The organism is Leptospira adleri, from assembly GCF_002811985.1.
Taxonomy (GTDB): Bacteria; Spirochaetota; Leptospiria; order Leptospirales; family Leptospiraceae; genus Leptospira; species Leptospira adleri.
This window is the reverse complement of sequence record NZ_NPDU01000049.1, coordinates 19,145-33,684: the sequence shown is the minus strand read 5'-3', so window position 1 is coordinate 33,684 and position 14,540 is coordinate 19,145. Positions and strand designations below refer to the sequence as shown.

The following is a 14,540-nucleotide window of genomic DNA, read 5'->3' as shown; positions in this document are numbered from 1 at the left end:
AACGTGGGACCCAAGACATTCCGGAGGAATGGATGGGTTCCGCTTTTTGCAGGGTGTGGAATGTAAGAAAAGGATATGACCTTATTCCGGAGATTCATTTGGGCAAAATAGCCGAAAAATTAAATGTATACTATTCTTTTTTAAAGAAGGTCTACCTAAAATTCCGTAATGTCCCAAGTCTACTAAATTCTAAAAGGGATTCATCGTCAGATGAGTTTCTCACCGGCATATTTCAAAAACGATAAACTTTCAAAGACGGATTAGAATCGAAGGCGACATCAATGTAATCATTTTTATGCCTTTCGAGGAAGCTAAATATTCAAAATGAACGGAAACGTCAGTAAAATCAAACCGCTCCCATTGTCCACGATCTACATACGCAGCTCAGCTCAAGCTCGGCAAACCCAGCATTTCAGCCACTTCCCTGCTTCCGTATTCGAAAGCGATATTTCGAGGTAAAATTCCATTGTATCTTAAATGATCTTCATCATCCGATCCGAATAAATGTATTGAGACCACTTGTAGCTCTTTGTTTAAATACAGAGTTATTCCGTTTTGAGTGAAATCCCAAATTTGAAAATCAGCAAAGAAATCAACATGAGGATTTTCATTAAGGGCATTTAAGAAGTTGGCTACTTCCTCACTGTCTTGAGTTTTACCAATTAATATTTCCGGATCAATCTTATTCATGCATCAAGTTCTATATACGTTAGAGCGAATAACACTTATCAAAATTTTATTTTTGTACCGGCTCTTTCGATACTTTTCTTCGCTTTTTTCAATCGAGAAACAATTAAATCAAAGGAATCCGATCGAAAATTCCTTTCGCGTTTACGAATCTTGTTATCGTATTTACTTAAGCTTCAATCATGACGGCGATCTTGGTATCCACTATATCGGGGGATTCCAGACAACAAATATTGGTTGCTATGGATAAAACCAGTAATTTAATTTTATAAAATATGAACTTTGCATCTGTAATTAAATGGTAATTAAAATGAAGAATTCAACAATATTAGGAAACAGTACATTAACTGTGAATCGAATTGGACTTGGTTGCATGGGCATGTCTGAGTTTTACGGTTCTTTTAATGAAACAGAGTCAATTCATACTCTTCACAGAGCAATTGATTTAGGCGTTAATTTTTTCGATACGGCGGATATGTATGGTAGTGGAGCAAATGAAAAACTCCTTGGGAAAGCATTCAAGAGCAAATGGGATAAAGTTGTTTTGGCTACAAAATTTGGTGTAATGAGAGGTGCAAATGGAGAATGGCTTGGACTCAATGGGCAACCAGCATATATTCAAAAAGCGTGTGAACAAAGTCTTTCAAAATTAGGCACAGAATCTATTGATCTATATTATATGCATCGCCAAGCCCCTGATGTTGAAATCGAAGTAATCGTTGGTGCAATGGCTGATTTGGTAAAACAGGGAAAAGTAAAATACATTGGTTTATCAGAGGTAAATGCCGAAACGATACGCAGAGCCCACAAAGTTCATCCCATAACCGCTATTCAATCTGAATACTCTTTGTGGAGTCGGGAACCAGAACAAGAAATCTTTGAGGTTTGTAAAGAACTTGGAATTACTTTCGTTTCATACAGCCCATTAGGTCGAGGTTTTTTAACAGGAGCAATTAAAAGCCGTGCTGATCTTGAGGCTGGTGACTTTAGATTAAACAATCCACGATTTACTGAGGATGCGATTAAAGAGAACGTCAAATTTGTTGAAGTAATAGAACAATTAGCGAATGCAAAAGGAGTAACAAAGGCGCAAATTGCTCTATCTTGGATATTGCATCAAAATGACGATATTACAGCAATTCCTGGTACAAGAAATATTCACCGTCTAGAAGAAAATTTAGGAGCATATAATGTTACTCTCTCCCAGGCCGATATGCAACTGATTGAAGAGTCTATACCTAAAATGACCACAGGAAGTCGTTACTAACGTAACCAAGGTTGTGTCTGGACGGAATCCTTTTATATTCAAGGCATTACAGAGTTTATCTGCATCCGCATCTATGAGATGTTAGGCGCCTCTAACTGAACCTCTTGCGAGTTCGCTCAAGTCCTTCTTGAGTTGGGTCTCATCTACTTGGATTGATTTCAAGTGGCTTTTTTCTTCTTCTGTCCTCATGGGGGGTTCTCCTTTTCTTTGAAATTTGTTTGGTCACAATCTCAATCGGCAAGGAGAGCCTTCTCGTTCATTCTTAAATGTGCGAAAAAATTAGGACGTTATCTTCTTCTACGGATACTCTGACGAGGTCGCTCAAGTCTTTCTTGAGCTGGGTCTCATCTACTTGGATTGCTTTCAAGTGCGTTTTTTCTTCTTCTGCCCTCATTGGGGGGTTCTCCTTTTTCTTTGAATTTGCGCGTTACAAACTCAATCGGCAAGGAGAGCCTTCTCGTTCATTCTTAAATGTGCGAAAAAATTAGGACGTTATCATCTAATATCCCTATGTTTAATAAATATTTAAAATTAGAGTTAAAACATCTCACAGAACACTAAGATTAAAAGCACAACCACCTGGACATGACCCACCATTTAATCCGTCAACCTTTATCAATCTTCTTGAGTTTATTGATACTGGAATGTTCGAAAGCGTTTTTGTGGCATTCGCGTTTTGAATTGTATATTCTACAAGACTTGTGTCCTTCTCTGCATAAACTGAAAGACTCAAATTTGCCGCCCCGGTAGCGGTTACCGTTAAGTTAAGAATCGCGATATTTGTACGGATCTCATAAAAACAAGGACTACTGCTACCAGTGACATTGCCAGAAACACTTGCGCCTTTCGTAAGAATGAAAGCTTTGGCTGGCGTGTTATTGTCTATTACTACTCCTTCAGAACAATAACTCCCGACATCTCCCCCATCGAAAGTTACATTGTATTCAACATGAGCCGACAGCGCTTCTATAATAAAGAAAATATTTGAGCCTGGTTCAAAATATAAGGACTCACCTAAATATTCTTTTTTCGCATAAATAAAATCAGAGGATTGCTCATAAGTATTTTTTTCATTTTCTGAAAGCTGATCTGAAATATCAAGATTTGCGTATCCGATGTAATATTTCAGAAACTCTGCATTTTGAATTAAATTTCTAAATTGGTGCAAGACTCCAATTGACGCCATATCTTTAGCGTACTTGTAATATTTTCTACAGCCTTTTCCAGCTCGTTCTTTTCCAGTCTCAAAAAAGACAGTTTTCGCAGTCGATTTTGAAATATTTCCTTCGCAAGGGAAATCTGGAACTTGCGAAAAGGGACCAGAGCCTGCATAATTTCCTAATAATAATATTAGAAGATTTGCATTCTTCTCATCATTACTGTGACTACAAAAGGGTAAAGAACAAACAATCAATATTACACAATTAAGTTTTAACGTTTTTTTAATCAATAGTTGTTTCATTATAGACTAACTTGCCTCTCGAAAATCAATCCGTTTATTTGCAAAATTAAGACATTAATTCCTTTCTCAAAATATAATTTTACTTTGGCTAAATTCTTTACCGATAAAAAGAAAACTATCAAAATCGATAGATTTCGACTTTTACTCATTGCACAAGCTATTCAGGAGATTCGTTGGCGTTGCTATTTTTTTTATTTCATCAATCTTCTTTTCAAAATCTATTTCAATAATTACACTTTCATTTTCCTTTACTTCAAGACGGTATTCTTTTTTATATGAATCAAACATTTTGAATTTATCATGTCTTAAGTTTAACTTCAAATAATGTTCTCCGACCGGAAACGGAAAAAGATTATAACACCCTGTAACCGCAGTTGCGCTTTCATAAAAATTAAATTCCTTCGCCTTTGAATTTTCCCAAAGCATACGACTGGTTTGTGTCACATAGAAAGATTCCTGTTTTCTATAGGGGACCGGAAAAATACTTATTCCGTTATTTAACAGCGATTCAAAAAATGAATTGGAAATCATGGAATACAGCAAATAAGCAACTTGAACTGGGACAATTTTCCCATTTACGTTCCATTCCTTATCGCGGACTTTTACTATAACAAACGAATTTTGAACATTCTGCAAAGGGACGTATTCGTAAGTATCAACGGAAGTAATAAATTTAGGCATAGGGATTACATCTGTTGATACGATAGGAACGACACCGCAACTATTCGTAATGAAAAGCAAAGCGAACACCTTAAAATAATCATTAATTATTTTCATTTTTTAGAATGCCTTCTTCTATTGAAATTCGTGTACTTAATTTATTTTCATTATTAAGAGTAATTTCAAATTTCTTATTCTTCACTTTACCATGAGTGTTTATTAATATACGATTTTCCGAACAAGGAATTTCAATATTTTGATAACAATTATCTGTTATTTCTTTAATGATCCTACAGGTTGGATTAAGTTCAAAAAATCTACTGACCTTACTTTCAATATTAACGATCTCCCTTAATGGGTTCCCCATTTTTTTTATTGCTAATTTTGAATTCGGGATTCTAAGGTAAAAATTAATTTCTTCAATAGATTCAGAGTTTTCAAGGGTTAATTTTTTCGTATCGAAGCTAATTTTGCAAAGGTCTTTCGAAAAATATGGGTGGTATGCAAATCGAAAAGTTCTATCAAAGCATGAAACCGCTAATCCAACTATGAACACTAATCCAATATTTCGAATAAAATTACTTATATTCATTATTTTTTCAACTTGATCAAAATATTTAAATTTTTTATCTAATCGGTCTTAGATTATTATAGAATTTTTCTTTATCTTTCAATTTTAAATATGTGCTATACGACAATCCAGAAAATGGAGTTAAAAATCCGATGGTTGCTAATACAAAATCGGTAGTAGCATATCTGTCGCCAGTCGCAAGACCTTTTATGTATGAAACAGTTGCGATTTCATAATTAGTCATTTTGAAAAGTCCAGGGAAATAATTATCAGAAAAAGGTGATTTGCTTCCACCAAAATAAAGTTCACTTTCTTTTAACCATTCATCTGCCAAATCCATAGTCGAAGCTGAATTTTTTAACTCCGCTATTCGAGCATGTACAAATTCTTCGGCTAAGTCCATTCCGAAATAGCTACCAATCGCCATTCCTAATAAACTTCCCAAATAAGCCCCTTGCAAAGCACCCCTATCGTCCCAAGAGCCGATATTATATTCATGAACATAACCACCGACTGCGTAGCCAACTGTCGATCCTATCGCATAGCCTGCGGATGTAGTTGCAACGAATCCTGCTAATAATCCCCCTAAAGTTAGTGCATTTTCTCCGGCTAAAATTGCTGTCCCGGCTCCATAACTCGCTATCGCAATTACAACTGCAATTCCGGTATTGATAAATTGCTGTCTTTTTGCCTCACGGATGTGTTTCTTATTTTGAGATTTAATATAAGAATTTCCAGCTAAGGAAAACAAGGGATTATCCGAATTCGCAAATGCCTTAACAACATCCTTTTTTATATTCGAGATCATGTCCTTGTTATCGGCCCCGACCATATTTCGAACAATCTGATTGAACATATGAATGTATTTGTTGTGTCCACTTGGGTCTACAAAATTTGTCGGACTACCTTCAACATACATATAACGGTTCATTCCCGATTGAACGTTACCAGATGCAACTGTATCGGCTTGGATAAATCTTCCAAGCTCCGGATCATAAAAACGGGCGCCGTAGTTATAAAGACCTGTGTAAGATTCTTCTTCCTGTCCGGTATATTTGTAACGGAAAATATCGGGACCCGCAGAATCAGTCCTTAATATCTCTCCGTATGGCTTGTAAGATACGTGACTTGAACCTGGCATCTCTCCACCAGAAATTGGATTTCCACTTCCATCAGTCAGCATGGACGCACTACCCAAATGATCCGGATGATAAAAATACATTCCTGGAACTGTCAATCCCCCGACACCACCTGAGCCTCCACTGCTTGCAGATGGAGAATTGATTGATGGAACCGATACAGGAATTCCACCTGCAAAGATAGCCCAAGGAGGAGTACCGCTTCCTCCCCCGGAAAGGATACCGGAGCACCCTCCAGCAAATGAACCGAATGAAAGTAATAAGATCGGCGTAACTTTCAAAATCCATCTAGGTTTTGAAGTTTGTGTTTTAATTCTTGATAAAAATAAAGGAAGGCCAGTGCAAACAACGACAAAGAATACAAACACTGTTTTATTAAAATCATCAGGATGATTTCCAATTTTGATCATCATTGCAAGAAGACCGGAAATCGTTCTGTCTTTAATTTCACGAATTTTGTTTGAAGCAATTTGATTCCAATCGGAAGTTTCAAAAGAACTAATTAAAGTAGCGTCGTTCCGAGAAAACTGTGCGACAGTTTCGCCTGAAGTTCCTTTGATATAAAGAGTATGCGTTTCACCGTTTCCAGGAGTCCGCAATACTTCATAGGATCCATCTAATTGGAAAAGAACTGTCCCTTTAATATCCTCGGTTCGTTTTACTCGATTTCCACTATAATCATAACTGTTGAATGTATTTCCTAAAGAAGAAGACTGATATGCCGAGAGTTTTCCGATATCGTTGTAACTCAATGTATCTCCCTTTCTTGAAATCATATTACCCGCTGGATCGTAAGTGTAAGAAAGCGTTCCCGTGCTTGGAGAATTCATAGAAGTAACGGCTTGGGAATGGCTGGAATTTGAATACTGAAAAGTTGCGCTCCCTTTTCGAGTTAAATTTCCGTTCGATGTATATTGATAATTTTCCGTTCCATATTTACCCGTAGCTTGAGTTACTCGATGAAAATTATCATAAATAAAAGTCTGGCTACGGTCCGGCCTGTTGCGATCGGTAATTTGAGAAATGTTGCCGGAAGGATCATAGTCATAAGCAATGTTTTCTTGTTCAAATGCGTTCGGAAGCGTTGTCTTATATTCCTTCACACGCTTAAAAAGTGGATCTACATTGATAGCAGTCTGGACGCCGTTTCCTAATTTTCTTAAAATTTGTATTTCACCCGATCCATCGAGAGTCGGTCCTTCATAGGAAACGATAGGATAGCCAAAACTACCGTGATCTGGAACATCCATCGTAATCCCAGTCAAGTACCCTGCTTTAGAATATCGATTGTGGATTATGGATCCATCGGGATAGGTATAATCTTGAACCCTATCAAGAGAATCAAAAGCGGCCCTTTCAACAAAAATCAAATCATCGATTTGTTTGATCGATTTAACAGTTCTCCCTCGAATATCATATTCAAAGGACGTATTTCCAGTTGCATCTTGAACTCTTGTCACTCGTCCTTTTCCATTTGGAGCTGTATCGTATTCATAAACAACTGAAGAATCTGGATGCGGTCCCGTAACGGCTATAACTCGATTAAATGAATCATATGAGTAATTTAGAGCCACACCTCTCGCATCGATGGTCTGAGTTAGGTTTCCTACAGCATCGTACGAATAAAGTATTGTACCAGAATTCTGATCAGTTTGTTTGATTTTTCTGCCAAAGAGATCATAATAGAACTGAGTCGTATCGCCCGCCGGGTCCGTAATTTGAGACAGTCTTCCAGCAGGATCATAAGAGTAAGAGAAAGATTGGGTGCTCTGTATTTCCTTTGAAGTAGCTTGTCCTAAATCATTTAAGGAGACTTTCTCTCTATGAATTTCAACTCCGCCAGATTGGATCACGACAGTTTTAACAAAACTGGTCTCAGAAATTGTTTCTACTCTTCCATCAGGGTGATTGACTTGACTTAAACGACCATCAGGTCCGTTATAAATGTAATCCATAAAATAAATAGAATCAAAGCCTTCGATATAAGGCTTTGATTTTCTCTTTAAAGATCCATCCGAATTGTATTCCGAAGTAGAAACAAGAATCCGCCCTCCGTCTACAGGAGTTTCTTTTCGAATCGTACGGCCCAGAGTATCATAAAATTCTTTTGTTACCAGATCTCCGTTTTGGCTGTCGTTCGTCAACTTTTGAATCGTCTGTCCAGGTTGCCCGGTTTTATCATAGATAATCCGATTACTCCAACTGGATTCTCCTGGCAAAATCGTCTCATTTGGTCTTCCAAACTTATCATAGTTTTGAATCGTAACCGCACCATTTGGATCAGTCATTTTTGTTTCTAATGCTTTTGACAAATCGTATTCTTTAAGGATAATTTGACCAAGTGAATTTGTGATTTGAATTGGAAATTTATTCACAACGGGATCATATTGAAAACTCATCAAATTATTATTCCCATCTCGAATAGATAACGGATTTCCATAAGAATCATAAACCGAAAAACTTTGTACGGAATATTCCGGTTTGCCAGGAAAGTCTTGAATGGATGAAACATCAGAATTTGAATAATATGTTAGAAATCTGTCTTGAACGAGAAGGCCGTTGCTTATCTTTCGTTGTAAAAGAGGGCTTCCCAAAATCCAATTTGCAGGATCGTTTAAATACGAGACTTGAGTTGTGACTGTATTACTACCCAAAGTTTCAGTTATAAGAGTAGGATTTCCGTATAAATCCCCATATGAGTAACTCGTATTTTGACTCGTTATAAGGACCCCGCCCTGATATGTATTTTGTATAGATTGATTGAGTTGAGCAAATTTCGTTCCGAAAGGTGAACTTACACTACTATAAATAGAACGGTCGTCAGAAATAATTGTACCGAGATAATAGTCAATATTACGAAAAACAATTCCGTCTGTTTCGTAAGTTCCATTTTGAATTGCATATTTTTCATTTGTTCGCAGTGGATTTGGATCACTACAATTGAGTGGAGCATAATTCAAACTAGTATTGGAAGTGATTTTCTCAAAACCAAGGTTTCGACGAACATCCCTAATTCCAGAAAAGTATCGGTGATTTAAGTAATTGAAACAGGTAATCGAAGTTTCATTTCCGCTGTAATCGGAGATTACAGAACGAGTTAGAACGTCCGCCGAGTCATATGGAATTACAGGATAGGAATTAGCATTCGGTGCGATAGCCCCGGATATTTCGAAAGAATTCAAATAGGAAATCGTTTTCGACTTTTGTCCGATTCCATTGTTGACCGTTTTTAAAAGACCGATAGGTTCAGGAAATACTTTTGAATAATAGTGAATTACCCCGGTCATAGAAACCGCAGTGTCGCTATTTACCGAAAGAAAGTTTACGACATTAAAAATTTCATTTCTTGCTGAATCGATTCCGATTAGATCTGCTTTTCCGTCTCTGTTTAGATCCATAGCAGTATAAAATGAAGAAGCGGAAATTTGTGCATCTCCGTTCGAGTTATATCCGATATTATCGCCAGTCTGCACGCCATAAGAGATTCGAATTGTGCTACCGTCAAACCAGATGAAGTCAACTAAACCGTCTCCGTTTACTTCTGCGAAAGTTTTTGATAACCTCCAACTGTCGTACAATGAAGTGGTTAATGCAGGGTAATTAGGTTGTTCCGCGAAAGTTGAGGCAGTATATATTGCGTTCGCATCTAAAGACTGCTCATAATCGGTGTTATCGCCTGTAAAATGGATCCGCAAAGCCATGACTTGTTGATTGAATACGTTATAATAAAAATGAATATAAATTGTTTCGTTCTGACCATCTTTATCAATATCATATGTGGTCGACGGGGCATCACCAGTGTATACGTTGTCAGGGAGGTGAGCTACAACCGAAAAAGACTCCGTAAATTGCGAAGAATTGTCATGGAGATATATTGTTATTTCTTCTTGTCCAAATTGAAGATTCGTTTCTATCAGCTTATCTAAAGGACCACCGTCTCTCTTGACATCTAGTAAATATGGATTTGCCGTCGCGGGTGACATGTATTGCGTTGAATCTTCGATAGGATGCACACCGTTCATTCCTACTTGATATGGCGAGGATGAGAAATTTTTACCATCAAACAAATAAACCGACAAAGCTCCCGAAGGTGTAACCGAAACAAAATCAACTAACGCATCACCATTCAAATCTACGAAGAACGCGTTCCCATCCTTTCCATTATTTTGAACTGCTCTAAAGCTTCGAGCAATGGCATTACCATTTTCATCAAACAAAGTGTATCGTAACTCCCGAGTAGATGGGTTATCAATATTATTAAATCTAATAAAATCTCCGATTCCGTTTCCATCAATATCTATAAATGCTTGACCTGATTGTCCATATACTCCGTAAACTGATGAGGAAATAACATTCGATGAACCGGTATTTAGCGTATTTCCATTTGAAAAATAAACTATTAAATTCCCTCCGACATTCTGAATAAAGTCTGCTCTTGCGTCTCCATTCATATCAGAAACGAATTGGTAAGAATTTTGATCCGGCCTTAAATAAAACCAACGTTGTTTATCAGGCCGGGGCATTACAGTCGGAATATTTGTGACCACTAAATTAAATCCTGAACCCGTTGATATAGCGAGCTTCAAGTTGAGATCATAATCTTCAACGATGTAAAAGTCCATTCGACCATCCCCGTTAATATCACCCGGAATAATCTTAGTCGCTTCCGTATATCGAAAAGCCGGAGATTCGAATGTGCCACTTCCCACTTGGACAGAAGTTCCAGAAACGGAAGTCGGATTAACCACAATCTTAGCCAGTGCGTAGCTTAAAAGATTACTTGGCGGAAGATTAGGATCAATTGCCTGATAGCCAGCAGGAGACAACCGAACAAAGTCCGGCCTTTCATCACCTGTAACGTCGACGAAAGTCGTATAATTTTTCTCAATACCTCGATTACAATTCACACTTTGGTCTGCTATAACAAAGGCACAAAATAAGGCGGCGAGCGGGTTAGCGCCAAAAGCGGTCGCTAAGCAAGTATTTACAGATCCTGAACAAGCTCCATTGTCGGATGGTTTATAATAAGCATTAAAGTCCAATCCCAAGAAACTTTTTGTGGTGTGATCTATCCCAGAATTAAATGAAAGATTTCCTGTTGTATAAGATAGATTGAGTGGATCGTAATTTGTTTTGGAAATAGTTGTTAACTGACTTTGTTGATTCGAACTATAAGAATAACTTAAATCCCACTGATCAACTGTGGAATTCTGAAAGCTTACTTGAATACCAGACAATCTTGAATTTAATCGATATCTTCCGCCTATGGCAAAGTTTGAGAAATTATCGTTTCGGTTTTCATATTCAAATTCCACCAAAACTGCCCCTTGGTTATATGTAATTTGGTATGGAATTGGAGAGTATTGATTTGTTAAACTTGAAGATAAATATCGAATATCATAACCGTTTCCGTGTCGGTCCCGAACACGATTTAAAGCCCAAATTTTTACTACATTTGTTCCTTCGGCTTTTATTTTGGAATTAAAGTCATCGCCGGAAGAATCAGCAACTCCATAATAATGAGTAATTCCATCTGGTAATTTTTCGATCCACCCGCACGGCCCACCGGTACAAGATCCATCAAAGACTGGCTCAAACCTATGAAACGATTCTCTTCTAGAATAGTAATAAGGAGCATTACTTGAGCTATATGTCAACTGACCAACCGTGGAAGAGAGGAAGTGATCGTTCGCATTTAGCTGAACTCCATAAGCAGGATCACGAATAATCGTTTCAATCGCTCCAAGCTCCCAACCGATTCCTACTAAACCGTTTCCAGCTCCGGAATTGTAATTCAAACTAATTGTCGGCTTTAGATCAGCTGTAGCTGGAGGTAACGGAATCTCAATACTTGCGCTCGCTTTTCCGAGAGAATCGACGGTTATTTCAGGAATTGGAAAAGGAATAGTGGATTCTTCGTTGCTTGTGAAGAGCGACAAAAAACCCATTGTAGGTATTGAAAGTATTATAATAGAAAGTATGCCTAAAACTGATTTCCGAAAATGAAACCCAACGTTTGATATTAATATAAGTGTATTTTTCAACAGCATGTTCGTTGATCCTTTTCTAATTCGCAACAATTCAAACCAGGCGGGTTCCTTGAAATGTTACAAATTCTCGCTACTAATTTGACACTTTTAAAAACTTCCGACAAATTAGGAAATATTTTTTGTATTTTTGCTCTCTAAAGAAAATTTTGAATTATAAAAAACCTAGTAATAAGGAACAAGCGACAACTCTTAGTACATAAATTCTCCAGTGTGAAAAAATGTACTAAGGACAGATGTCTTGAAACAAATTCTTTATTTCATTTACAAAATTGATGCACTTCCGACTTGCTGATCGAAGAAAAAATTGGCAAAGTCACAGTGAAAATTTTTAGAAACGTTATTGTCTCCTTACACTTGTTAGCAACTCCCCTATTCTCTTCCGAACTTCTTCTCAAATCAGGTGATGCGTTCTTAGTTGATGAAATCAATGAAAGCGCAGATACCGTTAGTCTCCGTTGGAAAGGAAGATTGTACAGGATTCCGAAGTCCGAGATTCAAAGAATCGATTATGCAAGAAAAGGACCGGAGTCTTCTTTTCAATATTCCGAGTTTCAACTTACCGATGGAAGCTCTGTTCGCGGAATCATCGTAGAACGAAAAAAAGATAGAATTACTTTTAAAACCGAACTTGGCTTTGTTGAAATCGAGAAAGCGAAGATTCAAAATTCAAACTCCAAATCGTTAGAATCTGACAACGAAACTCCGGACTTACCCGAGAAATACCTTTCCGGTCGATCGGGAGAAAATCAGCTCTTTTTGGGAGGAAGCTTCTTTGCACAAGCAAACCACGGAGCTTGGTTTCATACAAATCCGGCAACCGGTGGAGCCGGACTCTTTTTAGAAAAAGGATTCCTAAATCGTCCTCTTTGGTTTTTTGGATTTCTTTCTGAGTATGCAACTGCTCCATCCACAACTCAAGGTTCCGTGAACCTCTGGAACCAATCCTTCTATCTCGGAAAACAATATGGATCTTCGGCCCCGTATTTTCTCTTTGGTGGAGGCGTAACAGCGATTCAATGGAAGGGTGATTCCAAATCCGTAAATGGTACCGATCCGGAATTGTTAAGCGAAGTGGGCTGGGCCTGGGATTTAAACAACGGATCTCGACTCAGGCTTGGAGTTCGTTCTCAATGCACAATAGAATCCGGGGATTCTCTTTGTAGAACCGGTTTAAGAATCTCTTGGGGTCTTCTGTTATGATACATTTTAACACCGAAAATGCGACTTGGGTTCGGACTTCTGATTTAGAAATCTTGTCGGCAACACCGATGAGCAAAAAAATAATGCTACTCTTCTCGGGTTTTACAAAAAACATATTTGAAAAAGTTCAAACATTAATATATTCTAATATATTATTATTTTCGGTATTTTTCACGATCGATTGTCAAAATTCCCCGCTCTCGAATATCCACGATTCGGAAACGGCGAAGGTTACACTTGCCCTCGTTACACAACTCGGGCCAAGATCGGCGACGATCAGCTGGGAATGTTCTTCTTCCCAACCTGGATCCGTTGTGTATGGACGAGGTGGAATCGAATCGGCGAGTTTTAGCTTAGAAAATGCAAAGATTCATTCCATGACTCTTCAAAACCTAGAATCGAACACCGATTATATCGCTTCCGTCTTTTGTTCTTCGGATATAAACAATCTTCAAGGTGTACCGATTGCGTTTAAAACTTGGGTAAGCGACTTTCCAAATAGAACTCGTGGACTTTGGGTCGTGGGTGGAATCGGAGCCGATGCAAATCCTGTTTCGCAAATCGACTTCTATGATCCTGTGACTTCTACTTGGTTTCCTTCGGCGACTTCGATTCCAACTCCTCGCGCGTTTGCAAACGTAGTCTCTCACAAAGAAAAAATCTATGTAATCGGTGGTTTAGAAAAACAAGCCGGTGCGTATGTTGCTTCCAAAAAAACCGAAGTCTATGACCCTTACTTAGACCAGTGGAAAACGTTAGCCGACATGCCAACCGCAAATCAAGGCGGGGTCATCGCTTCCGTAGGCGAAGAAATCTTTATCATTGCAGGAACGACAACGACCGACATGACAACGGGTACCGTTTTGAATACGGTTTCCAGATTCTTCCCTGGAATTGGACCGACTGGTGTTTGGCAAAGTTATGTGTCACTCACAGCAATCTTTGCAAGAGTCGATATGTCCGGTTGCGGATTAAACGGTTCAATCCTTTTCACAGGCGGAAGGTTCAACGCAGATGGTTCTGCACAGGTCACTTCGGACGGATATGTTCCTTCCGTAAACTCGACAACAAGTGCGGGTGAGCCGTCTATCAACCTCGCAAGACACGGAGCCGGTTCGGCTTGCGTAAAACCTTTGAACTCGGATTTGTTTCCAACGGATCCGGAATGGTTTGCGGTTATCGGCGGTTCCACTGGAACAAGCACCTTACAACCGGTTGGCTCCATTACTCCTTCCAACAGAACTGACTTCTCTCAAATCGGTTCTGGAGCGTTTACCATCGGGCCGATTCTTCCTGCTTCGGTTTATTATCCTGGAACACAAGCCTCCTATGAAACAAGAAAGTTATTCGTCTTCGGAGGAGCTACTGCTTTGAACATTCCGACTGATACAGTTTACTCAATTGGTCTACAAAATCCAATTGCAAGCACTTGGACGACGGAAACTCAGAAGATGCCAAGAGCTCGTTACGCTCACAAAGTCATTCGAATCGACAGGTAAGAAAT

10 protein-coding genes are annotated in these 14,540 nt (G+C 38.4%); 4 read left to right on the top strand and 6 right to left on the bottom strand.

Going from position 1 to position 14,540, the window contains the following annotated elements; all coding sequences use genetic code 11:
- Nucleotides 1–245: hypothetical protein (locus CH376_RS24455; RefSeq protein ID WP_207769142.1), on the top strand; the 245-nt coding region annotated here is incomplete at its 5' end.
- A 139-nt stretch (nucleotides 246–384) separates the two neighbouring features.
- Here CH376_RS24455 and CH376_RS16675 read toward each other — a convergent pair.
- Nucleotides 385–690 carry a hypothetical protein gene (locus tag CH376_RS16675; RefSeq protein WP_100788214.1) on the bottom strand — a complete coding sequence of 102 codons (306 nt, stop codon included), beginning with the start codon at nucleotides 688–690 and terminating at the stop codon, nucleotides 385–387.
- 307 nt (nucleotides 691–997) lie between these two features.
- On the opposite strand from CH376_RS16675, the gene CH376_RS16665 reads away from it, so the two are divergent.
- A complete protein-coding gene (locus CH376_RS16665) occupies nucleotides 998–1,954 on the top strand; it encodes an aldo/keto reductase (protein WP_100788217.1) in 957 nt (318 codons plus the stop codon).
- A gap of 262 nt (nucleotides 1,955–2,216) precedes the next feature.
- On the opposite strand, the gene CH376_RS24745 is transcribed toward CH376_RS16665, so the two are convergent.
- The 5 genes from CH376_RS24745 to CH376_RS16645 all read right to left on the bottom strand — a co-directional run bounded on the left by CH376_RS24745 (nucleotide 2,217) and on the right by CH376_RS16645 (nucleotide 11,836).
- Nucleotides 2,217–2,348, bottom strand: a complete 132-nt coding sequence (locus CH376_RS24745; RefSeq protein ID WP_276329221.1) for a hypothetical protein — start codon at nucleotides 2,346–2,348, stop codon at nucleotides 2,217–2,219.
- A 153-nt stretch (nucleotides 2,349–2,501) separates the two neighbouring features.
- Nucleotides 2,502–3,416 carry a hypothetical protein gene (locus tag CH376_RS16660; RefSeq protein ID WP_100788212.1) on the bottom strand — a complete coding sequence of 305 codons (915 nt, stop codon included), beginning with the start codon at nucleotides 3,414–3,416 and terminating at the stop codon, nucleotides 2,502–2,504.
- 141 nt (nucleotides 3,417–3,557) lie between these two features.
- Nucleotides 3,558–4,193 (bottom strand): hypothetical protein, encoded by a 636-nt coding sequence (locus tag CH376_RS16655; protein ID WP_100788211.1) that lies wholly within the window; start codon nucleotides 4,191–4,193, stop codon nucleotides 3,558–3,560.
- Complete coding sequence (locus tag CH376_RS16650; protein WP_100788210.1) at nucleotides 4,180–4,668, bottom strand: hypothetical protein; 489 nt, start codon at nucleotides 4,666–4,668, stop codon at nucleotides 4,180–4,182. The genes CH376_RS16655 and CH376_RS16650 overlap by 14 nt, the downstream gene beginning before the upstream one ends.
- A 34-nt stretch (nucleotides 4,669–4,702) precedes the next feature.
- A complete protein-coding gene (locus tag CH376_RS16645) occupies nucleotides 4,703–11,836 on the bottom strand; it encodes an RHS repeat-associated core domain-containing protein (protein WP_100788209.1) in 7,134 nt (2,377 codons plus the stop codon).
- A gap of 318 nt (nucleotides 11,837–12,154) precedes the next feature.
- Between CH376_RS16645 and CH376_RS16640 the strand changes: the two genes are divergently transcribed.
- Together CH376_RS16640 and CH376_RS16635 are read left to right on the top strand one after the other, a co-directional pair.
- Nucleotides 12,155–13,036: an LA_3334 family protein gene (locus tag CH376_RS16640; protein ID WP_100788216.1), complete on the top strand. Its 882-nt coding sequence runs from the start codon at nucleotides 12,155–12,157 to the stop codon at nucleotides 13,034–13,036.
- A 68-nt stretch (nucleotides 13,037–13,104) separates the two neighbouring features.
- Entirely contained in the window at nucleotides 13,105–14,535 is a 1,431-nt protein-coding gene (locus CH376_RS16635; RefSeq protein WP_100788215.1) for a Kelch repeat-containing protein, read from the top strand.
- Nucleotides 14,536–14,540 lie beyond the last annotated feature (5 nt).